The organism is Actinomadura soli (assembly GCF_005889715.1).
Lineage (GTDB): Bacteria > Actinomycetota > Actinomycetes > Streptosporangiales > Streptosporangiaceae > Spirillospora > Spirillospora soli.
Map to the genome: position 1 here is coordinate 1 of NZ_VCKW01000070.1, position 23379 is coordinate 23379.

Consider the following 23379-nt stretch of genomic DNA (forward strand, 5'->3'; position numbering starts at 1 on the left):
GACGGGGACGTGAGCGTCCCCGTCCTCGCGTCTCGTGCGGGACGCGGTGAAGAAGCCGGCCAAAGCGGCGAGCGCCGCGATGCCCTCGCCCACGAGGCTGATCGTCTTCTCCGCGTACCAGACGGGCTCGTGCATGTCGGGCAGCGGACCGATCGCGCCGGCGTCGACGTAGTAGTAGAAGACGATCGCGGCGACCGCGCTGCCCGCCACGAGGAAGGCCAGCGCGTACGCCCAGCGGGTCGCGTAGGTGAGGATCACGACCGCGACGACCCCGGCGACGGCCGCCTGGATGCGGAAGAGCAGCTCGCCGTCGATGGAACCGCCCTGGACGAAGGCCATCTCGGGCGCGAACCTCCAGTGCACGATCGCGTCCGCCGCCAGTCCGGCGGCGACGAGCAGGCGAAGTATGAGTCCCATACTCCCTACACGGGTGGAAGCACCGGATCGGCTCAATGGTTCAAGGATGAACTTCCGGAGGCGGTGGGCCCGTCAGCCGCCGGCGAGCTCGGCGCCGCGGTCGCGGGCCGCCTCGATGGCCTCCAGGACGGCGGCGCGGACGCCGTGCCGCTCCAGCTCGCGGATCGCGTTGATCGTCGTCCCGCCCGGGGACGTGACGGCCTCGCGCAGCAGCACCGGGTGCTCACCGGAGTCGCGGAGCATGATGGCGGCGCCCACGGCCGACTGGATGACCATCTCCAGCGCGGCGGCGCGCGGCATGCCGAGCAGGATGCCCGCGTCCACCATCGCCTCGACGAGGTAGTAGAAGTACGCGGGGCCGCTGCCGGACAGGGCCGTCGCGCCGTCCTGCAGCGACTCGGGGATGCGCAGCACCTTGCCGACCGGGGACAGCAGCTCCTCCGTCAGCTTCAGGTGCTCCTCCCCCGCGTGCGAGCCGGGCGAGATCACGCTCATCGCCTCGTCCACGTGGACGGGCGTGTTCGACATGACGCGCACGACCGGCACGCCCTCGGGCAGCCGCGCCTCGATGAACCCGGTCGTGATGCCCGCCGCCATCGAGATCACCAGCCGGCCGGCCGGGACGTGCGGGCCGATCTCGTCCAGCAGGACGCCCATGTCCTGCGGCTTCACGGCGAGGACCAGCGTCCCGGCGGTCGCGGCGGCCTCCGCGTTCGGGACGATCTCGATGCCGTACCGCTCGCGCAGCAGCGCGCCCCGCTCCTCGCGGCGCGCGGTCGCCATCAGCTCGGACGGGCGGCGGCCGGCCCGGAGCACCCCGGACAGCAGCGCCTCGCCCATCTTCCCGGCACCCAGAATCGCGATCATCGACATACCTTGACGTGGGGATTCGTTGACGCGCCCAGCCTATAGCCGCGGCGGGGCGCGGGACGGCTCAGGAGCGCCCGACGAGGGAGCGCATGAAGAAGCGGAGGTTGGCGGGACGTTCGGCGAGCCGCCGCATGAAGTACTCGTACCACTCGCGGCCGTACGCGACGTAGACGCGGACCTGCGCGCCGTGGGCCGCGAGCCTGCGCTGCTCCTGCGGGCGGATGCCGTACAGCATCTGGTACTCGAACGTGTCGGCGTCGCGTTCGTTCAGGACGGCCAGCGCACCGGCGATGTCGATGAGCCGTGGGTCGTGCGTGGCGAGCATCGGGTAGCCCTTACCGGCCATCAGAACTTTCATGCACCGCACGTAGGACTTGTTGATCTCTTCTTTGTCGGTGAACGCGACCGCCGTGGGTGCGGCGTAGGCGCCCTTGCACAGCCTCACGCGCGAACCCTCGTAGGCCAGTTCCGCGCTGTGTTCCTCTGCCCGCCGCAGGTACGCCTGGACAACGGCCCCCACGTCGGGGAAATCGTGCCGCAGTTCATGCACGATTCTCAGCGTCGAGTCGACGGTGGTGTGCTCCTCCATGTCGAGCGTGACCGTCGTACTGGCCGAACGGGCGGCCGCGCAGATCCGGCGTGCATTCTCCAAGGCGAGGTCTTCGCCGAAGGTCTGGCCAATGGCGGAAAGCTTCACCGACACCTCAGCGCGTGTACCGAGACTGGCCGCGCCAAGCCGTTCCAGAAGCTCGACGTAGTGCTGGACGTTCGCCTCTGCGTGGCCCTTGTCGTGGGTGTCCTCGCCCAGGACGTCCAGGGACACGAGCAAGCCTTCGCTGGTCAGGTCTCCGGTGACGCGCGCCGCGTCCTCGATCGTCTCTCCGGCGATGAACCGGCGGACGACATCACCCGTGAACGGCGCGGTCTCCACAACCTTGCGTGCGCCGCCGCTGCGCGACGCGACGAGCAACGCCTGACGAAGCACTCTGCGAACCCCTTGTCCGACGGGCCTATGCACCGGCCGAGGACGGCCCTCTCTTCGACCAGGTTATGCCCGGACGGAAATCAGGTGATGACCACACCGGGTTCAGGAGACGGTGCCGAGACCATTGCCGCCGCCGTGCTGCCGCACGTACTCACCCATGCGCGCGGTCTTGACGGCCTCGAACAGCGCGGGCGCCTTCGTCCCGTCGAGGAGGACGACGCTCTGCTTGCCGCGCCTGCCGGTGCCCTTGTGCGGGGCGGTCAGGAACATCACGTCCGACGCGCGCACGCTCCGCATGCTCAGCACCAGCGAGCGCAGGTCGCCCGCCGACACCCCGTCGTCCACGCTGATCGACTTGGTGAGCGCGGACAGGAACCGGTCGAGCTTGAGCGGGTTCGTGAGCGTCCCGCGGTCCGCGGCCTGCTTGGCGAGGGCGCCGAGGAACGCCTGCTGCCGCTTGATCCGATCGAAGTCGCCGTTCGGGAGGTTGTAGCGCTGCCGGACGAACGCCAGCGCCGCCTCGCCGTCGAGCTTCTGCCGTCCGGCCGCCCACCGCTTCTTGCGCGCCGGGTCGTACACGTTCTGCTTGATGTTGACGGTGACGCCGCCGAGCGCGTCCGTCATCGACTTGAACCCCTCGAAGTCGATCGCCCCGTAGTGGTCGACCCGGACGCCGGTGAGGTTCTCGATCGTCTCGATCAGCAGCTTCGGCCCGCCGAACGAGAACGCCGCGTTGATCTTCTGGTCGCCGTAGCCGGGGATGTCGACCCACGAGTCGCGCGGGAACGAGACGATGTACGCCTTCTTCCGGTCGGCCGGCAGATGCAGCAGCATGATCGTGTCCGTGCGCTGCTGCCCCGGCTTCCAGACCTGGCCGCCGTCGCCGGTCGTGGCCGCCTCCTCCCGGGAGTCCGACCCGACGAGCAGCCAGTTCTCGGTGCCCTTCAGGTTCGGGCCCGGGCGCTGCGCGCCGCCGTCCGGCATCACGCCGGGGATCCGGTCGATGTTCCCGTTGTAGGACGACTGCCGCTGCCACGCCAGCCCGCCGATCCCCGCCACGACGAGGGCGAAGAAGACGCCGATCGCGATCAGCACCCGGGGCCAGCGCCGCTTCCGCTTCAGCTCGCCCTCGCCGTCGGTGCCGCCCCAGAATGCCGCGTCCTCGCCGCCGTCCGTCCCGGCGCCGCCGGGGCTCGCCGGAGCGCCGGGCGCAGGGGGCTCCGCCACCGGCGGCCCCTCACCAGGGGGCTGCGACGCCGGCGCACCAGGAAGATCTCGGGCGGTCATGCGCCGAAGTTACCAGCCTGATCAAGCAGGTAAGCCCCCTTCGCCCTCACTTGTCCACTTCAGGCGCCCACCGGCTACACGGTCCTCCGGCGGAGCGTCGCGGCGCCCAGGAGGAGGGCGGTGAGAGTGAACGCGGTCATGACGGCGATGTCGAGGGCGAGCGTGCCGGTGACGTCGGGATGGACGCTGATCTCCCGCATCCCCTCGACGGCGTAGGTGAGCGGCAGCGCGTCCGAGACGGCCTCCAGCCAGGACGCCATGCTCTCGCGCGGGATGATCAGGCCGCAGAGCAGCAGCTGCGGCAGGACGAACGCGGGCAGGAACTGGACCGCCTGGAACTCCGACCGCGCGAACGCGCTCGCGAACAGGCCGAGGGCCATGCCGAGCAGCGCGTCCAGCAGGGAGACGAGGACGAGCGAGCCGAGCGTCCCGTCGAGGTCGAGGCCGAGCCAGGTCAGCGAGATGAGGAGGACGGCGCCGACCTGGACGAGCGTGAGGACGCCGAACGCCAGGGCGTAGCCGAACAGCAGGTCGAGTTTGCCGAGCGGCATCGTCATGAGCCGTTCGAGGGTGCCGGTCGTCCGTTCCCGGAGGGTGGCGACGCTGGCGACGACGAACATGACGATGAACGGGAACAGGCCGAGGAGCATCGGCCCGATCCGGTCGAAGAGCGCGGGCTGGTCGAACACGTACCGCAGCAGGGTCATCAGCAGCGCGGGCACGCCGATCAGCAGGGCGAGCGTCCGGCGGTCGTGCTTGAGCTGGGCCAGGACGCGCCGCGTCGTGGCGAGCGTGACGGCGAGGCTCATGCAAGGCTCCCGGCCTTCTCGGTGATCAGCTGGAGGAACGCCTCTTCGAGGTCGGGCGTGCCGGTGCGGGCGCGCAGCCCGTCCGGGGTGCCGTCGGCGAGGAGCCTGCCCTCGCGCATGAGCAGCAGCCGGTCGGTGCGGCCCGCCTCGTCCATGACGTGGCTGGACACGACGAGGGTGACGCCCCGGTCGGCCAGCTCGCGGAACAGCTCCCACAGTTCCTGCCGCAGCACCGGGTCGAGGCCGACGGTCGGCTCGTCCAGGACGAGCAGGTCGGGCGAGCCGAGCAGGGCGACGGCGAGGCTGAGGCGGCTGAGCTGCCCGCCGGACAGGGTCTGCGCGGTCTGATCGCGGTGCTTGCCGAGGCCGACCTCGTCGACGACGCGGGCGGCGTCGGTGCGGGGCGCCCGCAGGACGGACGCGAAGTAGCGCAGGTTCTCGGCGACGGTGAGGTCGGCGTACACGGCGGGCGTCTGCGTCGAGTACCCGACGCGGCGCCGCAGCCCGGGCGACCCGGCGGGCTCCCCGAGGACGGTCACCGTGCCGCCCTTGACGATCTGGACGCCGACGAGCGCCCTCATCAGGGTGGTCTTCCCGCAGCCGCTCGGGCCGAGCAGCCCGAGGATGGACCCGCGCGGCACGTCGAACGTCACCCCGTGCAGGACCTCGCGACCGCCGCGCACGACCCGCAGGGCCTGGACGCGCACCGCAGGACTAAAATTCATCATACGATGAATTTATGCGGACGGAGAGGCCCGGTCAAGGGCATTCGCGCATGCCGGCAGACGGAAAGCACCCGGGGACGGGTCTTCGCGGGAGTTGCCGGGTCAGGTGATGAAGTAGCGCTGGATGGTGGGAGCGACCAGCTCGATCAGCTCGTCCTCGGTGGCGGACGCCAGCGGCTCGACGCGCACGACGTAGCGGAGGATCATCAACCCGATCATCTGGCCGGCGGCGGCCTGGATCTGCAGCTTCGGGGCTTCGGTGATCTTCGCGGCGGGGCCGAACAGGACGGTGCTGACGAACTCGCGCAGCAGCGTCGCCGCGCGCTCGTTCGTCATCGCCGAGCGGAGCATGGCGAGTATCGGCGCCCTGCGCTCGTCGTCGCCCCACACGTCAAGGAACGTGCGGACCATCAGCTCGCCGAACCGGTCCCTGGGGAAGGACATCACGCGGGGCAGCACGACGGCCGGGTCCACCGGGAAGCGCATCGCCTCGATGAACACGCCTTCCTTCGTCCCGAAGAAATGGTGGACGAGCGCGGGGTCGACGCCGGCGGCGCGGGCGATGGCGCGCAGCGAGGTGCCGTCGTAACCCTTCTCGGCGAACAGGTCGCGCGCCTCGGCGAGGATCTTCTCGCGGGTCGCGGTCGGCCCGGGCCGCCGTCCGGGACCACGCGAGGAGCCGCCCCCGCCGCGCTTCTTCCCGTCCTCGACCCGCTTCTTCCCGTCCTCGACCCGCTGCTTCGCGTTCTCGGCCCGCGGCCCCTCGCTGGCAGTCCGCGGCTTGGCGTTCTCGGTTCGCGGCGTGCCCGGGTCGTTCACCGGGCGGGTCATCGGACGCCCCGGCGGGTGACCTCTCCGGCCGGGGTGACCTCCCAGGTGTGGTCGGCGGCGGCGAGGTGCAGGCGCGCGAACGCCAGCGCCTCGGCGAGGTCCTCCATCCGCTCGACGCGGCTGGACGCGCGGCGGGTGTTGATCTCCATGACGATGTGCCCGCGGAAGCCGCTCTCGGCGAGGTTCTCCAGCATCGTCCCGCAGGGCTGGTTGCCCCGGCCGGGGACGAGATGCTCGTCCTTGTTGGTGATGCCCACGCCGTCGGCGAGGTGGATGTGCCGCAACCGGTCCCCGAGGCTCGCCGCCATGTCGAGCGGGTCGGAGCCGGAGACGGCGGTGTGCGACAGATCGAGGGTCACGTGCGGGTAGTCCTGGTCGACGGGGTTCCAGTCGGGCAGGTACATGCCCGCTTCCGCGCCGCGCGCCTTGAGCGGGAACATGTTCTCGACCGCGAACAGCACGTCCGTCTCGTCCTGCATGCGGGCGAGGCCCTCGACGAACTCCTTGGCGTAGTCGCGCTGCCACCGGAACGGCGGGTGGACGACGATGACCTCCGCGCCGAGCTCCTCCGCGACCTCCTTGGAACGCACCAGCTTGCCCCACGGCTCGCGTCCCCAGACCCGCTGGGTGAGCAGCAGGCACGGCGCGTGGATCGACCTGATCGGGACCTGGTGGTAGTCGGACAGCCGGCGCAGGACGTTCAGGTCCTGGGACGAGGCGTCCGTGGAGACCATGACCTCGATGCCGTCGTAGCCGAGGAGCGCGGCGATCTCGAACGCGCTCGGTACCTTCTCCGGGTACACCGACGCGGTGGAGAGCGTGATCGGCGCGTCCGGGACGCGAAGGGCCGGTGAAGAGACGCCGTTGTGCTGCGCGGTCAAGGCTTCCTCGCCAGGAATGGTCGCTCGGCAGTTTCGTTGGGGCCGACGGTCGAATCCGTTGGGCCGACGGTCGAAGGGTGCTGTACGCAAGGAAAGCCTATGCGGCCCCGGCCGTGGTGAAACCCTCGCCCCGCGTGATCCTGCTTTCGTCCCCGTAGAGCGGTCTTGCCTCCCATCGGCGGTGGCTACCCTCTGTCCCCGTGGCCGAGATCGCACCCGGCGCCGTGCCGAGCCCCAATATCTGGAACACCCCGGAGATCTACGAGCTGGAGAACCGGGCCGTCGACCCCGACGGCGTCCTCGCGGAGGCGATGCGCGCGATCCGTCCGTGGCGGGGGGCCGACGTCCTGGACGTCGGCTGCGGCACCGGCTTCCACCTGCCGTTCTTCGCCGCGGACGCGCACCGCGTGATCGGCGTCGAGCCGCACAAGGCCCTCGCCAAGGCGGCCGCGCGCCGGGCCCGGGACCTGCCGAACGTCACGGTCCGGGTCGGCGCGGCGCAGGCGCTGCCGCTTCCGGACGCGTCGGTCGACGTCGTCCACGCCCGGTGGGCGTACTTCTTCGGCCCCGGCTGCGAGCCGGGCCTCGCCGAGCTGGGACGGGTCGTCCGGCACGGCGGCGCGATCTTCATCATCGACAACGACGCGACCCGGTCGACGTTCGGCCGCTGGTTCCAGCGCGGCCTGCCGAAATACGACCCGGAGGCCGTGGAGCGGTTCTGGACGCGCCACGGCTTCGCCCGCGAGCCGCTGACGATCCGGTGGTCGTTCCAGAGCCGGGACGACTTCGCCGCCGTCCTGCGGATCGAGTTCCCGCCCGACCTGGCGGACGCCTGCCTGCGCGAGCACCAGGGCCTGGAGGTCGACTACGCCGTGAACCTGTGGTGGCGCCGCCACTGAGCCGTTCGCGGACCCCGCGCGGTGGCGTCTACTGGACTCCATATACAACAATGGGGTCCGGAGACGCTCGCGGCACCCGGACGGCGTGCCGCGACCTGGAGGAACGGAGGAACCGGCCATGGGCCGTGCCGCCACGTCGAGCCGCGTCACCGCTGGACCCCCGCAAACCCCCCGAACGGCCAGGACACCCAGGACACCCAGGACGCCCAGGGCCCGGCGGGGACGGACGCTGCGCGGAGCACTCGCCGCCACAGCGCTCGGCGCGGCCGGAGCCGGAGCCGGACTCGCCGGGCTGACCGTCCAGCGGCGTGCCCTGCGCCGCCTGCACCTGCGGCCCGACCCGTTCGCCGGGGAGCCGTTCGGATCGCTGCGCGGCCGCGCCGTCCCCGTCCGCGCCGGCGACGGCACGCGCCTGCACGCCGAGGTCGACGGCGACGACCGCACCGACCTCGCCATCGTGTTCTCCCACGGCTGGACGCTCACCCAGGACTCCTGGCACTTCCAGCGCAAGGCCCTGCGCGGCCTCGGCCGCCTCGTCTTCTGGGACCACCGCGGCCACGGTCGCTCCGACGGCGGCGCCCGCGACGGCTACGCGGTCTCCCGCCTCGCCGCCGACCTCGGCGCCGTCATCGACGCGACCGTCCCCGCCGGGACGCCGGTCGTCCTCGTCGGCCACTCCATGGGCGGGATGACCGTCCTGCGGTACGCGGACGAGAACCCCGGCCTCATCGGCAGCAAGATCGTCGGCGCCGGGCTGGTGTGCACCTCGTCCGGCGGGCTCGGCGAGGTCACCCTCGGCGCGCCCGCGCTGCTCGCGCGCACCGCCCACCGCGTCCTGCCCCGCGCGCTCGGCGCGCTCGGCGCCGGGTCGGGCGCCGTCGAACGGGTCCGCCACCTCGGCCGCCACGCCGCCACGCTCGTCGAGGACCTGATCGCGTTCGGTCCCGACGCCGGTCCCGGGGCCGTCGCGTTCGCCGAGCGGATGATGGCCGAGACCCGGATGGACGCCTTCGCTGGCTTCCTCCACTCGATGATCACGACCGGCGGGATCAGCGACTGCGCGTCCCTCGCGGGCGCCGACACGCTGGTCATCGGCGCGGAGCACGACCTGCTCACCCCCGTCGGGCACAGCCTCAAGATCGCCTCCTGTGTGCCGGACGCGCGGCTGGAGATCGTCCCGTCCGCCGGGCACATGGTCATGATGGAGCGGCCGAGCGTCGTCGCCGACCACCTGGGCGACCTCATCGAACGCGCCCGCAAGAGCCACACCGCCTGAAGGCCGCCCCGCTGTCACAGGAGACCTCTACGCTTCCGCGCATGGCGAAGGCGAAGACGGCCAAGGCGGCCTACCGGTGCTCGGAGTGCGGCTGGCAGACGTCCAAATGGGTCGGGCGCTGCGGCGAGTGCCAGACCTGGGGGACGATCACCGAGGCGGCGTCCGCCACCCCCGCGCGGGTCGTGTCCGCCGGGCCGGTCAGCTCACCGGCGCGTCCGATCGGGCAGGTGGACGTACGGTCCGCGCAGACGCGGGCCACCGGCCTGGACGAGCTGGACCGCGTCCTCGGCGGCGGCATCGTCCCCGGGGCCGTCCTGCTGCTGGCGGGCGAGCCGGGCATCGGCAAGTCGACGCTGCTGCTGGAGGTCGCCGCGCTGGCCTCGACCCCGCCCGAAACCGGCGTTCCGGCGGCGCGCGGGTCAGAGAGGGACAAGGCGGAGGGGAAGCGCGTCCTGTACGTGACGGGCGAGGAGTCCGCCGAGCAGGTGCGGCTGCGCGCCGACCGCGTCGGGGCGATCACCGACGACCTCTACCTGGCCGCGGAGACCGAACTGTCCGCGATCCTCGGGCACGTCGACGCCGTCGGACCGTCCCTCCTCGTGGTCGACTCCATCCAGACGATCGGGACGTCCGAGGTCGACGGCGCGCCCGGCGGCGTCACGCAGATCCGGGAGGTGGCCGCCAACCTCATCCGCGTGGCGAAGGAACGCGGCGTCACCGTCGTGCTGGTCGGGCACGTCACCAAGGACGGCGCCATCGCGGGTCCGCGGCTGCTGGAGCACCTCGTCGACGTCGTCCTGTACTTCGAGGGCGACCGGCACTCCCGGCTCCGCATGATCCGCGCCGTGAAGAACCGCTACGGGCCGACCGACGAGCTGGGCTGCTTCGACCTGTCCGAAGTCGGCATCGTCGGCCTCCCCGATCCGAGCGGGCTGTTCCTCACCCGGCGCGACGAGCCCGTCCCCGGCACCTGCGTGACCGTGACACTCGAAGGCCGGCGCCCCCTCGTCGCCGAGGTGCAGTCGCTGGTCGCGAAGTCGCACCTCCCGGCGCCGCGGCGCGCCACGTCCGGGCTGGACACCTCCCGCGTCGCGATGGTCCTCGCCGTCCTCGCGCAGCGCTGCAAGATCTCCATGCACGAGCAGGACGTGTACGTGTCGACGGTCGGCGGCGTCCGGCTCACCGAGACGTCCGTCGACCTGGCCCTCGCCCTCGCCGTCGCCGGGTCCACCGTCGAGCAGTCGCTGTCGAGCAGCCTGATCGCGCTCGGCGAGGTCGGGCTGGCCGGTGAGGTCCGCGTCGTGCCGGGCGTCCAGCGGCGGCTCGCGGAGGCGGCACGGCTCGGGTTCAAGCACGCCGTCGTCCCGCGCGGATCCCTCGAACTCGCCGACGGATCGCCCCTCAAACGCGCCGACCCGCAGCTCACGAGCTACGAGGGCATGAAGGTGATGGAGGTCGACAGCCTGACCCAGGCACTGCAAGTCGCCTTTACGGCCCCGTAACCTGGATCCCGCCAGAGTATTACCTCGTGCAGCCCACGCTTGCGACCAGGGGAGGAACCAGCGTGCGGCCCTCCTCGGTAAACTGACGCCGTCCAGCGACCTCCGGGGGTCAGGTGCCATCACACGACAAGGGTCATGACGAACGACGCCGCGCCACGCTAGCCGCCGTGGCGCCGGGCACCCAGATTCGCGACGGACTGGAGCGGATCCTGCGGGGCCACACCGGCGCCCTGATCGTGCTCGGCTACGACAAACCGGTCGAAGGACTGTGCTCGGGCGGCTTCGAGCTCGACGTCGAGTTCTCCGCCACCCGGCTTCGCGAGCTCGCGAAGATGGACGGCGCGATCGTCCTCGACGACACCCACAGCCGGATCGTCCGCGCCGCCGTCCACCTCGTGCCCGACTCGACCATCCCCACCGAGGAATCGGGAACGCGCCATCGCACCGCCGAGCGCGTCGCCCGCCAGACCGGCTTCCCCGTCATCTCGGTCAGCCAGTCGATGCACATCATCGCCCTGTACCTCGACGGCATCCGCTACGTCCTCGAAGACTCGGCCGCGATCCTGTCCAAGGCCAACCAGGCCCTGGCCACGCTCGAACGCTACAAACTGCGGCTGGACGAGGTGTCCGGCACGCTGTCGGCGTTGGAGATCGAGGACCTCGTCACCGTCCGGGACGTCAGCGCCGTCGTCCAGCGCCTGGAGATGGTGCGCCGCATCGCCGACGAGATCGAGGGCTACGTCGTCGAGCTGGGCACGGACGGCCGGCTCCTCTCCCTCCAGCTCGACGAGCTGGTCTCCGGCGTGGACGTCGACCGGGAGCTGATCGTCCGCGACTACCCGTCCGACGACACCCGCGCCCGCGGCGTCAACGCCATCCTCTCCGCCCTCGACACGCTGTCCGCGACCGAGCTGCTCGACCTGTCCACGGTCGCCGAGGTGATGGGTTTCGCCGGCCCGGACGCCCTCGACCTGCCCGTCAGCCCCAAGGGCTTCCGCCTCCTCGCCAAGGTCCCCCGGCTGCCGAGCATGGTCGTCGAACGCCTCGTCGAGCACTTCGGCGGCCTGCAGAAACTCCTGGCGGCCAGCATCGACGACCTCCAGGCCGTCGGCGGCGTCGGCGAGTCCCGAGCCCGCAGCGTCCGCGAAGGACTCTCCCGCCTCGCCGAATCCTCAATCCTCGAACGTTACGTCTGATCGCGTTTAACCCTGAGTCTCTGGAGTTCGGGCTTGCGCTGCGGCCCGGCGCTGGCGGCTGGCGGCTGGTGGCGCCGCCCGGCGGATCAGCGAAGGCGGAAGATCTGCTTCTTGACCTCGTGGCCCTTCAGGACGGCGACATAGGTGCCGGGACGGGCGGGCCTGGCGTCCTTGCAGCCGCGCGTGCGGTTCCAGGTGATGGTCTCGACGAAGGGGATGCCCCTCCGGAGCGTCTCCTTGGACGGGTCGCCGCGGCGGCACTCGGCGGACGACCAGATCTGGTCGTCGCCGGACGTCACACGGACGTCGAAGCCGCGCTTGGCGAACACGCAGGAGCTCCCGCCCGTGTTGACGACCATGATCTTGAACTCGGGACGGGCGGCGCCCGCGTACGCGTCCCGGGACGTCGACATGCTGATCACGAGGTCGTCCTTGCGGCAGGCTCCGCCGTCGTCTGCCTGTTTCGGCTCCGGGGTGGCCGTCGTGGTGACGGTGACCGTCGGCATCGCCGTGGGCGGGGACGAGGGGTCCGCGCTGCCGACCGCGCCCGCGTTCCGCACCGACCCGCCCTTCCCCGAGCCCGGGTCTCCGGCGTCGCCGGACCCGCCGCCGCAGGCCCAGGCGAGCAGGCCGACGGCACCGAGAATGCCGGTCAGGGCGAGCGCACGGCGCCGCCAGTATTGGTCGAGCCGAGAACCGTCCGTGTTACGTCCAGTATTCGCCCCCATGCGGTCAGTATGCATTCAGCGATCCGGAAAGAGGGGACGACCCGCCGCGTGCCACAATGGCGGCGCGCCATGAACTCCACCACCGTGAACGCCGCTTACACCGCCCCCGTCCTCGACTGGTACGAGGCGAACGCCCGGGATCTCCCGTGGCGGGCGCCGGACGCGACCCCGTGGGGCGTCCTGGTCAGCGAGATCATGCTCCAGCAGACGCCGGTGTCGCGCGTCCTGCCGGTCTGGGACGCCTGGATGTCCCGCTGGCCGACGCCCGCCGCGCTGGCCGCCGAACCGTCCGGGGAGGCCGTCCGGGCGTGGGGACGGCTCGGCTATCCGCGCCGCGCGCTGCGCCTGCACGAGAGCGCCCGCGCGATCACCGAACGGCACGGCGGCGAGGTCCCGTCATCGCACGAAGAGCTGCTGGCCCTGCCCGGCATCGGCGCCTATACCGCCGCGGCCGTGGCGAGTTTCGCGTTCAAGCAGCGGCACGCCGTCCTCGACACCAACGTGCGGCGCGTCCTGGCCAGGCTGCTGTCCGGCGACGAGTACCCGCCGAAATCGCAGACGAGGGCCGAGGTGAAGCTCGCGGAGAGCCTCCTGCCCGTTGATCCCGCGACCGCCGCCCGCTGGGCCGTCGCCGTGATGGAACTGGGCGCGCTGGTGTGCACCGCCCGGACGCCCCGCTGCGTCGACTGCCCGGTGTTCGACCAGTGCGCGTGGCAGCGGAACGGCCGTCCCGCCTACGACGGCCCGCCGCGCCGCGGCCAGACGTACGCGGGGACCGACCGGCAGTGCCGTGGACGCATCCTCGCCGTCCTCCGCGACGCCGAAGGACCTGTCGAGAAACCGGCCCTCGACGTCGTCTGGTCAGACGCCCCGCAACGGGAGCGCGCCCTCGACGCCCTTATCGCGGACGGCCTGGTCGACCCCTTGAACGACGGCCGCTACGCCCTCCCCCAGTAACCACGCACACAACCCGCCCGGCAAACGCCCCGCCACAAGCAGCCCTGCAGAAGCACACCAGACACACCCAAGCCCAACACCTGACACCTGACACTTGAGGGCCGGTCCTTAGGAAGACTTAGGACCGGCCCTCAAGGACGGGCTCACCGCATGGGTTCAGTGGGCGGCGGCGCGGCGCTTCTCGTACGTGTCGATCAGGCGGCCGAGCTGGGCGAACTTCTCGGTGTAGGTGAACGGGTAGATGCCGGGCGGTGTCGCGGACCGTCCGGCGTCGACGTACTGCGTGCCGAGGTTCGAGAAGGCGACGATCACGTAGTGGCGTCCGCCCTCGCCGCGCAGGGCCCGGACGATGCCCGCGTCACCGGCGGAGTTGTTCACCCAGCCGGTCTTGTGCGCGAACGAGACCTCGGCCTTCTTGTTGCAGGGACGGACGTCCCGCCCGAACTTGTTGCCGACGACGGTCACGGTGCCGTCCGCGCCGACCCAGCGGGACGGGGCGGCGTTCGGCAGGCCGGCCGCCGGGTACTTCCCGCCGCACCAGTTCGTGCTGGACAGCATGTCGTTGAAACCCTGCTGCGCAAGTTCGGCGCGGAAGAACTTACGCGACGCCGGGCTCAGCACGTCGTCGCTCTTCACGGGCTTGCCGTTGGGGGCCGTCCACACCGTGCCGGGTGCGCCGTTGACGAGCGTCAGCAGCTTGGCGGTGTCGAGCGAGCTCATCGTGATCTCGTTCGACCAGCGGCCGCCGTTGGACGGCCGGGTGCCCTTGAGCCGCAGCGTCTCCAGGCCGAGGTCCTGGAACGTCTGGTTCAGCGGGTCGATGGCCTTGTGGTCGTGCAGCAGCTTGATCAGGGCGCAGGACGCGGCGTTGGACGACCACGTGAGCGACGCGTCCATGTACTTGCGGACGGTGTTGCTGCTGGCCTCGCCGCACAGCGGGCTGATCTCGGTCGGCTTGTAGGCGTAGGTCTCGTCCAGCTTGATCTCGCCCTTGTCGACGAGTTGCAACACCCCGAAGCTGACCATGACCTTCAGAACAGAAGCGGGGTAGTCGAGCATGTGGTCAAGCGGCGCGCCCTCCCTGCCCGGAACCACGTCAATGGTGCCCTGACCCTTGTTCTTGTACCAGCCCGCGTCATCCCACTGGCGCCACCGCACGCTCGTGGTGGACAGGTTCCGGTCGACCGGCACGATCACGCCGTTCTTGTACGACGGGCTCATCAGAACAGTGCCGGACGAGACGGGACGCCCCTGCTTGTCCAATTCGATGATCGTGGCGTCCATCTGCGGCTGCTGCACGATCGGCTTGGGGTCGGCCGCGGCGAACGGCCGCGAGCGATGTGCCTCCTTGTCCACGGGGTTCCGCAGGGTGCGGAGTTGTGCCGTGGTCGGCGGCGCGGTGTCGAGAACCTCCTGAAACCGCAACTGCTCCATGACAAGGCGCAGCCGTTCCGCGACCTTGCTCGTCTTCTGCGCGTCGGCGACATTTGCCGCGTTCACCTGGGCCGGACTCGCGGAACAAGCCGTCAGAGCCGCTGCTGTCAGTACTCCGATGGCCCCGTACATCCACTTGTGCTTCACCGGTTCCCCTTTCCCCGTCGGCGAAGTTGATCAGCTTAGGGGTGGACGGGTGCCAGGGGAAAGCGATGTCTGAATCTTGGACTTGATGTTCCGACCGGACGAGTTCGAGAAGCTCTCCCCCGGTTACGGGCGGTTCCGCCGTGCCGCCCAAGGTCCAGTGCCGGGACTCCATACCCGTGTAGCTGATCGCCGCGTCGCGCGTTCTCAGCAGCACTTTTGCGAGTTCAGGATCTGCCGGTATTTCGCCCGGATGAGTCCGACCATCACCGCTGTCCAGATTCGCAGCAAGTTCTCGCCTCACGGAGCCGTTCCCGCGACCCTCCCGGCATCAAAGGCCCTCTCAGCCACGCGGACCCGTTCACAGCGTCGGCATCCCCGTGGACAAGACCCCAGGGGGCACGCTCGACCAACGGGTACACGAGACCGGCGGGTACACGAGGTACACGAGACCGGCGGGTACCGCATACCCGGCGGGTATGCGACACCCGGCGGGTGTGCGACACCCCCGGCCTCGATCAACCATGGGTGGTCGTCCTGCAGGACGGCAGGACGGCAGGACGGCAGGACGGCAGGACGGCAGGGCGGCAGGGCGGCAGGGCGACGATTCCCAGATCCTCGGGCCAGCTCTTGGAGAAAACGCGTCCGCTGACGTTAATCGTCCCCGCGACCGGCTCCTCCGGATCGTCCGCCGGACGCTTGGCCGCCACCTCGCCATGGACCCGGGCACGGGCACAGGCACGGCACGGGCACGGGCACGAGCACGGGCACGAGCACGGGCACAGGCACAGGCACGCACACGGGGCGTCGAGCGAATGGTCGACCGCCCATTCCTGCATGGCCCGAGGTCAGGGCCGAATAATGATTGGGCGGCCTTGTTGGGCGTCGCATAGCTTACGGGCGTGCGCGATCTACTGAGCCTGCCCAAAGCCCATCTGCACGTCCATCTGGAGAGCACCGTGCGGTGGGCCACGCTCCGGGAGATCGGTGCGGCCAATGGCGTGCGGGTGCCCGGCGACGTGGGCGCCTTCGGAAGCTTCGCCGCCTTCTTCGCGCAGAACGATCTTGTCCGGGCCTGTCTGCGCCGTCCCGCCGACTTCCGGAGGGTCGCCTTCGAGTTCTGCGAGGACGAGGCCGCTCAGGGCGTCCGTTACGCCGAGGTGTCCTTTACCGCGGCCGGCCACGGCGAGCGGCTCGGCGACCTCGACATGCCGCTGGCGGCCGTCCTGGAGGGTCTGGACGCCGGACACGAGGCGTTCGGGATCGAGTGCCGCCTCATCCTCGACCACTCCCGGCGCCGCTCCGTCGAACGCGCCTGGCGGACTCTCGACCTCGCCCGCCGCCACGACGGCGTCGTGGCCGCCATCGGGCTCGCCGGTGACGAGGCCCACCCCGGTGACCCGTTCAATGAGGTGTTCGCCGCCGCCCGAGACGCGGGCCTGCATGTTGTTCACCACGCGGGCGAAGGCGAAGGCCCGGCGAGCATCCGCCAGGCGATCGGCCCCGGCTGCGCCGAACGCCTTGGCCACGGCATCCGCATCCTGGACGACCCGGGCCTCGTCGCCGAAGTCCGCGAACGCCAGATCCCCCTGGAGGTGTGCCCCTCCTCCAACGTTGCCCTGGGCTTCGCCCCCTCCCTCGAAGACCACCCCCTTCCCCGCCTCCTGGACGCGGGCCTGATCGTGACTCTCAACACCGACATCCCCGCCCTGATCAGCGCTCCGCTCGCCACCGAATACGCCCGCGTCCGCGACGCCTTCGGCTACGACGACCGGAGCCTCGCCGAGCTGGCCCGTGCCGGCATAGACGCCTCATTCGCCCCCGCCTCGACCAAGGCCCGCCTTCACCGGGAAATCACCACCTGGCTGTCCACCCCTGGAGCTAGAGGGTGATTCGGGGGGCGTTGCGGATTTCGCGGAGGAAGGGGTCGTTGTCGTCGTGCCATTGAGCAGGTGTGCGGACGACGGGGTGCACCGGGAGGGCCAGGCGGGCGGCGGCTTCCTGGGCGGCGTCGAAGGCGATGTCCGGGGCGATGTGTCCGATGACGAGGACCTCGACGTCGGCCGGATGGGCGCCCGGAGGGTGCTCGTAGCGTTCCGCCCAGGCGCCGAAGAGGTGCACCTCCCGGACCGACGGCAGCCGCCCGAACTCCTCGGCCACCACCGCCGCCGGGCCGAAGGTCAGCATCAGGAGGTGGGCGAGGGGCTCGTACAGCGGGCTGTCGGCGTCCCGTCGCACGAGGCGTCCGGCCATGGTGCGGCGCAGGACGAGGATGCCCGCCCTGGCAAGGCGCTCCACCTCGCGCATCACGGAGGCGAGATCGGTGTGGAGCATCACCGCGAGATCGAGCATCGCCATCTCGCGTTCCGGCCCCAGCAGCAGCCGCGCCAGGAGCTCGCCCTGCAGGCGCGATCGGAAGATCGGAAGCTGGGCCGGCGCGGGAGACCGGACGTCCCGGAGGAACGCCTGAGCGACATGGGCCTCGCGGGCGCGCCCTCCCCGTTGAGGCTCCGCATTCGATCGCATGTTCGAACACTATGGTCCACCTCCGACATCCACGGTCGCGTACGCGGGTGCCCGAAGGCAGTAGAACGGCGTTCTGTGGATTACGGCCCGGCGTCGGGATCGAGAGGCTCCTCCGGCTCCGGGAGGAAGAGGCAGAACGGGTGTCCGACCGGGTCAATGTAGACACGAACGTCCTCATCGGGCTGGAAGTCGGCCAGGACGGCACCCGTGGCTTCTGCGTGCTCGCCGGCCACGTCCAGGTCGTCCACCTCGATGTCCAGGTGGGCCATCATCTGCTGGGTACCCGCGGAGGCGGGCCATGTGGGCGCCTTGTAGAGCGGCTCCGTTTGGAACGACAGCCCGGTTCCGCCGTTGGGCGGTCGCAGTTTCACCCAATGAGGCTCGTCCTGCACGACCGTCCAGCCCAGGAGGCGCCTGTAGAAGGCCGCCAGTGCGTGCGGGTCCGGGGCATCGAGGACGGGGGCGGACAGGGCCATGTGCGGCCGGTGACTCATGTCGGCTCCTGCGAGTCGTTCGGTACGCGGAAGCCGCCACCAGTAAGGCTGCAAGCGGTGCGCGCACGCTGACAGCGGTAGGCGCATGCTGCCCGCAGGGACGCCAGCCATGCGCCTCTCATGCCTCACCACCATGCCCGCGCAGGAGCGCCAGGGACACAGCTAGGGCGCCAGGCACGCGGCCAGAGTAGGCGTCAGGCATGCGGCAGGAACGCTGGCCATGGCCCCGTGCAGGACGCCGGGCACACGGCCACAAGAGCGCGGGGCACACACGGGCAGAGGAGCGTCAGGCACACGGCCAGAGGGCCATCAGGCACGCGGCCAGAGGAAACGCTGGGCATGCCGGTGCAGTGGCGTCAGGCACACGGGCTCCAGGGGCCTCGGCCACGCGGCCGAGGGAGCCCGGCCGGGCGAACGGGCCACAGGACACTGGGCACGGCCCCAGGGACGCCAGGTACGTAGCCCACATGAACGCAGGCACGCTGTCGGACGGGGGCTGGGTATCGGCAAGAAGGGGCAGGCGGGGGCGCAGGAGCGTTCGATGTGCGGCCGGAGAGGGGCTGGGCATGCGGAAGGGCCCGCAACCGGTTGGATCCGGTGCGGGCCCTTCCTGGACGTTCTCAGTCCTTGTTGAAGTTGACCGCGCCCTCGATGGGCGGCGGGCTGTCGGGGACGGTGGTCGGCTTCGGCACGCCCTTGAAGGTGAACTTGGCGTTCTCCACCGTGGCGTCCTTGTTGTCGGGGTCGAAGCCTTCCGTGCCCACGATCACGATCTGGCCGGCCTTCAGCTCGCTGTAGAGGATCTTCTCGGACAGGCTGTCCTCGATCTCCCGCTGGATGGTCCGGCGCAGCGGCCGGGCGCCGAGGACGGGGTCGTAGCCCCGCAGCGCCAGCAGGTCCTTGGCATCCTGCTGCAGCTCGATGCCCATGTCGCGGTCCTTGAGCCGGTCGTCCACCTTCGCGATCATCAGGTCGACGATCTGGATGATCTCGGCCGGGGTGAGCTGGTGGAACACGACCGTGTCGTCGACGCGGTTGAGGAACTCGGGACGGAAGTGCTGCTTGAGCTCCTCCGACACCTTCGCCTTCATCCGGTCGTACGAGCCCTGCTCGTCGTTCTGGCGGGCGAAGCCCATCGACACGCCCTTGGAGATGTCCTTGGACCCCAGGTTCGTCGTCATGATGATGACGGTGTTCTTGAAGTCCACGACACGGCCCTGCGCGTCGGTGAGGCGGCCGTCCTCCAGGATCTGCAGGAGGCTGTTGAAGATGTCCTGGTGGGCCTTCTCGATCTCGTCGAACAGGACCACCGAGAACGGCTTGCGGCGCACCTTCTCCGTGAGCTGGCCGCCCTCCTCGTACCCGACATAGCCGGGCGGGGAGCCGAACAGCCGCGAGACGGTGTGCTTCTCCATGAACTCGGACATGTCGAGCTGGATCAGCGCGTCCTCGTCCCCGAACAGGAACTCCGCGAGCGTCTTGGACAGCTCGGTCTTACCGACGCCGGACGGGCCGGCGAAGATGAACGAGCCGCCGGGACGCTTCGGGTCCTTCAGGCCGGCGCGGGTACGCCGGATCGACTGCGAGAGCGCCTTGATGGCGTCCTCCTGGCCGATGACGCGCTTGTGGAGCTCGTCCTCCATGCGCAGCAGCCGGGTGGACTCCTCCTCGGTCAGCTTGAAGACCGGGATGCCGGTGGCGGTGGCGAGGACCTCGGCGATCAGCTCGTCGGTGACCTCGGCGACGACGTCCATGTCGCCGGCCTTCCACTCCTTCTCCCGCTGCGCCTTCTGGCCGAGCAGCTTCTTCTCGCTGTCGCGCAGCGCCGCGGCCTTCTCGAAGTCCTGCGCGTCGATCGCGGACTCCTTGTCGCGACGGACGTCGGCGATCTTCTCGTCGTACTCGCGCAGGTCCGGCGGGGCGGTCATCCGGCGGATCCGCATCCGCGAACCGGCCTCGTCGATCAGGTCGATCGCCTTGTCGGGCAGGAACCGGTCGCTGATGTAGCGGTCGGCGAGCTGCGCCGCCGCGACCAGCGCGCTGTCGGTGATCGACACGCGGTGGTGCGCCTCGTAGCGGTCCCGCAGGCCCTTGAGGATCTCGATCGTGTGCGACAGCGACGGCTCGGCGACCTGGATCGGCTGGAAGCGCCGCTCGAGCGCTGCGTCCTTCTCCAGGTACTTGCGGTACTCGTCCAGCGTCGTCGCGCCGATGGTCTGCAGCTCGCCGCGCGCCAGCATCGGCTTGAGGATGGACGCGGCGTCGATCGCGCCCTCGGCGGCGCCCGCACCGACCAGCGTGTGCAGCTCGTCGATGAACAGGATGATGTCGCCGCGGGTGCGGATCTCCTTGAGGACCTTCTTCAGGCGCTCTTCGAAGTCACCGCGGTACCGGGAGCCGGCGACCAGCGCACCCAGGTCGAGGGTGTAAAGCTGCTTGTCCTTCAGCGTCTCGGGCACCTCGCCCTTGACGATCTTCTGCGCGAGGCCCTCGACGACGGCGGTCTTGCCGACGCCGGGCTCGCCGATGAGCACCGGGTTGTTCTTGGTGCGGCGGGACAGCACCTGCATGACCCGCTCGATCTCCTTGCCCCGCCCGATCACCGGGTCGAGCTTGCCCTCGCGCGCGGCCTGCGTCAGGTTGCGGCCGAACTGGTCGAGGACGAGGGAGGTGGACGGAGCCGACTCAGAGGGACCGCCGGAGGCGGCCGGCTCCTTGCCCTGGTAGCCGTGCAGCAACTGGATGACCTGCTGGCGCACCCGGTTGAGGTCGGCGCCGAGCTTCACAAGAACCTGGGCCGCGACGCCCTCGCCCTCACGGATCAATCCCAGCAGGATGTGCTCAGTGCCGATGTAGTTGTGGCCGAGCTGCAGCGCCTCGCGCAGCGACAGCTCAAGGACCTTCTTGGCACGCGGAGTGAACGGGATGTGGCCCGACGGCGCCTGCTGGCCCTGGCCGATGATCTCCTCGACCTGCTGGCGCACCGCCTCAAGGCTGATCCCCAGGCTCTCCAGAGCCTTGGCGGCCACACCCTCACCCTCGTGGATCAGGCCCAGGAGGATGTGCTCGGTGCCGATGTAGTTGTGGTTGAGCATCCTGGCCTCCTCCTGGGCCAGGACGACAACGCGCCGCGCGCGGTCGGTGAACCTCTCGAACATCTCGTCGCTCCTCACAGAGCGGTTGGGCAGAGTCCGGAACGTCCGGAACTGTCCTTCCGCATGCTAGCCCGCCCCGAGGAGGCCGCCCGGTGCACTCCCACCAGGAGACGTTCCCCAGCTAAGCGCTGTTCAGTCTCATCCAACTACCGCATCGGTGCGTCATGTTCCCGCTACGCCCCAAGCGAACGGGGGCTTTCCGCAGGTGGATCAAGGGGCGGGGCCAGAGTGCCGAATGGGGGTAAAGGTCCACCCGCGCGGCTTCTGTACCTCGCTCGGCGCCCGCGCAACCGTCCGGCCGCTACGCCACAAGCGAACGCCGACCACAGGACACGCGCCGCTGGACAGTGCCGCTGGACGGACGACGTTCCCCGTCCCATCCAAGTAAACCGGCTGAGTCAACCTGAACCACCACCAACCGGCCACTGGCTAACTAGCCGCCTAGCGACCCACACGGCCAGCGCCCCACACGGCTAGCGAGCCATCCGGCTGGCGACCCAGTCGGCTGGCGAGCCGACACCACGAACGACCGCCCCGCGATAGGGCGCGCATGTACGAGTCCCTCGCCCCGACCACGCAACGGGGTCTCGTGACCACCGTGCGCGTACGCAGCGCCCCGCGAATGGGCCCGCCGCTTACGGGGGCTCACCTACCGGCCACGCGAGCGCACAGACAACCCACCGCGCGAGCAGCCTTCGCGCTCCGTCGACGTGGTCGATGGACCGCTGTATGCGCCGCCTGATGGACCGCTGTATGCGCCGCCTGTATGTGACGCACTGATTCCGCTTACGGACTTGGCCCGCGTGTACCGGCCATGCGGACCGGGCCAACGCGTGAAACGGGTCACTCCGGAATCGACGCCTCGGACAAACCGATCAAGTGAAGGGGCGCCGCAACCGAAACGACTCCGCGCACGAAGTCGTCGCGCGCACTGGCCGCGCGTAGGAGCCGTGAACGGACCGCGCGGAAACGAGGTGCAGGCGGCTCGTTCAACTGAACGGGAGGCGCGAGCGAACGGGCCTCGCGAACGGGCCGCGGGTGAAAACGGCGCCGCGGATGAACCGGCCGGATGAACCGCCAGGAGAACCGGCCGGGAGAACCAGAGGCTCAAGGACGCCTCAAGTGAAACGGGTGGGGGAATCGAGGGCGGGGAACGAGGCGAGGAACGGGCCGAGGGAACGAGCGAACGAGCCCGGAACGGCGACACAGGCGAACTCGGGGCGAACTCGGCTGAGCGAACGGGCCGCCGCAACAGCGCGCATGTGAAACCGGCGGACTGAACGGCTGAAGTGAACAGTGGACAGCGAACGGGCCGCAGACGAACGGCCCGTCCCGCGAACGGAGACGGGCCGCCGGTGGGCGAGGGTCAGTTGGACGCCTCGTACTGCTCGATCACATGGGCCGGGATCCTGCCGCGCTCATTGACCTTGATGCCATTGTTCTTGGCCCAGGCGCGGATCTCAGCACTGCGCTCGCGGCTGGACGCGCCACGCTGCCGGCGACGGCGTGACCCCGTACCCGCCTTGCGCGACTTCTCCACGAACGGCTTAAGAGAATCCCGCAGCTTCGTTGCGTTGGCGCCACTCAGGTCGATCTCGTAGGAGGCGCCGTCGATCGAGAACGCTACGGTCTCGTCCGCCTCGCCACCGTCGAGGTCGTCGACGAGAAGCACCTGAACCTTCTGTGCCATGGGGACAGACCCTTTCGGCTTGAGCAAACTGCATTCGGTTGACAAACATATACCGAGTAGTCCGCCGATGACAATTCCACCGCCGTCCTTCGAACCGGCACTCCCCGGCGAAGTCCCCTTCCGGGCCGTGACCGGGTGTAATCGTGTCGTCGTTTCCAGCACGTCCGGCGGCGTGCCGGGCATGCCGGACGCGGGCCTGCGAATTTTCACCAGGCGGGATCGCCGCGGGGATTTCGGACCGCACCCATCTCGCGACACAGCGCGCTGACCTGCGACGATGCTCCAGCATTGGTCCGGGTTTGCGGACGGCTCGGCTTTCCACCAGACGGAACGCCCGAGCGCAAAAGGCCGTGCGGGCGGCCTTAACGGCCGGGGCACACGGACACCGCGACCACCGATTAACTCTGCCGTAACGGCACTAACCCGGGCCCGGGCGGGAATGGGACCGGGACCCGCCGGCGCCCGGCCTGGCAGCTGATCACCGCCCCTACAGGGCGATGTGGATGGATAACGGGCGGTGGCGCCCCACCGAAATCTGTTGCCGCCGCTTCGTGACGGGAAGTCACCAACCGC

At 70.1% G+C, this 23379-nt stretch carries 20 protein-coding genes; 6 read left to right on the plus strand and 14 right to left on the minus strand.

Features of this window, described 5'->3' with window-relative positions; translation table 11 throughout:
• The 8 genes from ETD83_RS15805 to ETD83_RS15840 form a co-directional block, all read right to left on the minus strand.
• The coding region (locus tag ETD83_RS15805; RefSeq protein ID WP_138645888.1) for a hypothetical protein at positions 1 to 417 on the minus strand (417 nt) is incomplete at its 3' end.
• Positions 418 to 489: 72 nt separating this feature from the next.
• Positions 490 to 1284 (minus strand): pyrroline-5-carboxylate reductase, encoded by a 795-nt coding sequence (gene proC / locus ETD83_RS15810; protein WP_138645889.1) that lies wholly within the window; start codon positions 1282 to 1284, stop codon positions 490 to 492.
• A 67-nt stretch (positions 1285 to 1351) separates the two neighbouring features.
• A complete protein-coding gene (locus tag ETD83_RS15815; RefSeq protein WP_138645890.1) occupies positions 1352 to 2272 on the minus strand; it encodes a proline dehydrogenase family protein in 921 nt (306 codons plus the stop codon).
• Positions 2273 to 2374: 102 nt separating this feature from the next.
• Entirely contained in the window at positions 2375 to 3499 is a 1125-nt protein-coding gene (locus ETD83_RS15820; RefSeq protein ID WP_230420938.1) for an LCP family protein, read from the minus strand.
• A 134-nt stretch (positions 3500 to 3633) separates the two neighbouring features.
• Positions 3634 to 4368, minus strand: a complete 735-nt coding sequence (locus ETD83_RS15825) for an ABC transporter permease (protein ID WP_138645892.1) — start codon at positions 4366 to 4368, stop codon at positions 3634 to 3636.
• Positions 4365 to 5075 carry an ABC transporter ATP-binding protein gene (locus ETD83_RS15830; protein ID WP_230420939.1) on the minus strand — a complete coding sequence of 237 codons (711 nt, stop codon included), beginning with the start codon at positions 5073 to 5075 and terminating at the stop codon, positions 4365 to 4367. The genes ETD83_RS15825 and ETD83_RS15830 overlap by 4 nt, the downstream gene beginning before the upstream one ends.
• A gap of 120 nt (positions 5076 to 5195) precedes the next feature.
• Positions 5196 to 5924, minus strand: a complete 729-nt coding sequence (locus tag ETD83_RS45340; protein ID WP_138645894.1) for a TetR/AcrR family transcriptional regulator — start codon at positions 5922 to 5924, stop codon at positions 5196 to 5198.
• Entirely contained in the window at positions 5921 to 6805 is an 885-nt protein-coding gene (locus tag ETD83_RS15840; protein WP_138645895.1) for a sugar phosphate isomerase/epimerase family protein, read from the minus strand. Before ETD83_RS15840 ends, ETD83_RS45340 begins: the two co-directional genes overlap by 4 nt.
• A 200-nt stretch (positions 6806 to 7005) precedes the next feature.
• Here ETD83_RS15840 and ETD83_RS15845 point away from each other — a divergent pair, with 200 nt between their 5' ends.
• The 4 genes from ETD83_RS15845 (at position 7006) to disA (ending at position 11678) form a co-directional block, all read left to right on the plus strand.
• Positions 7006 to 7704: a class I SAM-dependent methyltransferase gene (locus ETD83_RS15845; RefSeq protein WP_138645896.1), complete on the plus strand. Its 699-nt coding sequence runs from the start codon at positions 7006 to 7008 to the stop codon at positions 7702 to 7704.
• A 118-nt stretch (positions 7705 to 7822) separates the two neighbouring features.
• Positions 7823 to 8980, plus strand: a complete 1158-nt coding sequence (locus tag ETD83_RS15850) for an alpha/beta fold hydrolase (protein WP_138645897.1) — start codon at positions 7823 to 7825, stop codon at positions 8978 to 8980.
• A gap of 41 nt (positions 8981 to 9021) precedes the next feature.
• Entirely contained in the window at positions 9022 to 10482 is a 1461-nt protein-coding gene (gene radA / locus ETD83_RS15855; RefSeq protein ID WP_138645898.1) for a DNA repair protein RadA, read from the plus strand.
• A gap of 113 nt (positions 10483 to 10595) precedes the next feature.
• A complete protein-coding gene (gene disA, locus ETD83_RS15860; RefSeq protein WP_138645899.1) occupies positions 10596 to 11678 on the plus strand; it encodes a DNA integrity scanning diadenylate cyclase DisA in 1083 nt (360 codons plus the stop codon).
• A gap of 86 nt (positions 11679 to 11764) precedes the next feature.
• On the opposite strand, the gene ETD83_RS15865 is transcribed toward disA, so the two are convergent.
• The gene (locus ETD83_RS15865; RefSeq protein ID WP_230420941.1) at positions 11765 to 12406 is read right to left on the minus strand and encodes a hypothetical protein; all 642 of its coding nucleotides are present in this window, start codon (positions 12404 to 12406) and stop codon (positions 11765 to 11767) included.
• 69 nt (positions 12407 to 12475) lie between these two features.
• Here ETD83_RS15865 and ETD83_RS15870 point away from each other — a divergent pair, with 69 nt between their 5' ends.
• Complete coding sequence (locus ETD83_RS15870; RefSeq protein ID WP_138645900.1) at positions 12476 to 13363, plus strand: HhH-GPD family protein; 888 nt, start codon at positions 12476 to 12478, stop codon at positions 13361 to 13363.
• 156 nt (positions 13364 to 13519) lie between these two features.
• Here ETD83_RS15870 and ETD83_RS15875 read toward each other — a convergent pair whose 3' ends face one another.
• Positions 13520 to 14863 carry a serine hydrolase gene (locus tag ETD83_RS15875; protein ID WP_171064230.1) on the minus strand — a complete coding sequence of 448 codons (1344 nt, stop codon included), beginning with the start codon at positions 14861 to 14863 and terminating at the stop codon, positions 13520 to 13522.
• A gap of 980 nt (positions 14864 to 15843) precedes the next feature.
• On the opposite strand from ETD83_RS15875, the gene add reads away from it, so the two are divergent.
• On the plus strand, positions 15844 to 16833 hold the full coding sequence (gene add, locus ETD83_RS15880; RefSeq protein WP_138645902.1) for an adenosine deaminase: 990 nt from the start codon (positions 15844 to 15846) through the stop codon (positions 16831 to 16833).
• Here the strand turns inward: add and ETD83_RS15885 are convergent.
• The 4 genes from ETD83_RS15885 to ETD83_RS15900 all read right to left on the minus strand — a co-directional run bounded on the left by ETD83_RS15885 (position 16823) and on the right by ETD83_RS15900 (position 22806).
• Entirely contained in the window at positions 16823 to 17467 is a 645-nt protein-coding gene (locus ETD83_RS15885) for an ArsR family transcriptional regulator (protein ID WP_138645903.1), read from the minus strand. The genes add and ETD83_RS15885 overlap by 11 nt on opposite strands.
• Before the next feature lie 80 nt (positions 17468 to 17547).
• The gene (locus tag ETD83_RS15890; RefSeq protein ID WP_138645904.1) at positions 17548 to 17961 is read right to left on the minus strand and encodes a VOC family protein; all 414 of its coding nucleotides are present in this window, start codon (positions 17959 to 17961) and stop codon (positions 17548 to 17550) included.
• A gap of 620 nt (positions 17962 to 18581) precedes the next feature.
• Positions 18582 to 21119: an ATP-dependent Clp protease ATP-binding subunit gene (locus tag ETD83_RS15895; protein WP_138645905.1), complete on the minus strand. Its 2538-nt coding sequence runs from the start codon at positions 21117 to 21119 to the stop codon at positions 18582 to 18584.
• Between the two features lie 1363 nt (positions 21120 to 22482).
• The gene (locus ETD83_RS15900) at positions 22483 to 22806 is read right to left on the minus strand and encodes a histone-like nucleoid-structuring protein Lsr2 (protein ID WP_138645906.1); all 324 of its coding nucleotides are present in this window, start codon (positions 22804 to 22806) and stop codon (positions 22483 to 22485) included.
• Positions 22807 to 23379 lie beyond the last annotated feature (573 nt).

What these genes read in the sequence shown, in the direction of transcription:
- ETD83_RS45340 (WP_138645894.1), bottom strand. Translation starts at nt 5,924, where the DNA reads ATGACCCGCCCGGTGAACGACCCGGGCACGCCGCGAACCGAGAACGCC.
- ETD83_RS15895 (WP_138645905.1), bottom strand. Translation starts at nt 21,119, where the DNA reads ATGTTCGAGAGGTTCACCGACCGCGCGCGGCGCGTTGTCGTCCTGGCC.
- ETD83_RS15900 (WP_138645906.1), bottom strand. Translation starts at nt 22,806, where the DNA reads ATGGCACAGAAGGTTCAGGTGCTTCTCGTCGACGACCTCGACGGTGGC.
- ETD83_RS15890 (WP_138645904.1), bottom strand. Translation starts at nt 17,961, where the DNA reads ATGAGTCACCGGCCGCACATGGCCCTGTCCGCCCCCGTCCTCGATGCC.
- proC (WP_138645889.1), bottom strand. Translation starts at nt 1,284, where the DNA reads ATGATCGCGATTCTGGGTGCCGGGAAGATGGGCGAGGCGCTGCTGTCC.
- radA (WP_138645898.1), top strand. Translation starts at nt 9,022, where the DNA reads ATGGCGAAGGCGAAGACGGCCAAGGCGGCCTACCGGTGCTCGGAGTGC.
- ETD83_RS15825 (WP_138645892.1), bottom strand. Translation starts at nt 4,368, where the DNA reads ATGAGCCTCGCCGTCACGCTCGCCACGACGCGGCGCGTCCTGGCCCAG.
- ETD83_RS15865 (WP_230420941.1), bottom strand. Translation starts at nt 12,406, where the DNA reads ATGGGGGCGAATACTGGACGTAACACGGACGGTTCTCGGCTCGACCAA.
- ETD83_RS15885 (WP_138645903.1), bottom strand. Translation starts at nt 17,467, where the DNA reads ATGCGATCGAATGCGGAGCCTCAACGGGGAGGGCGCGCCCGCGAGGCC.
- ETD83_RS15870 (WP_138645900.1), top strand. Translation starts at nt 12,476, where the DNA reads ATGAACTCCACCACCGTGAACGCCGCTTACACCGCCCCCGTCCTCGAC.
- ETD83_RS15850 (WP_138645897.1), top strand. Translation starts at nt 7,823, where the DNA reads ATGGGCCGTGCCGCCACGTCGAGCCGCGTCACCGCTGGACCCCCGCAA.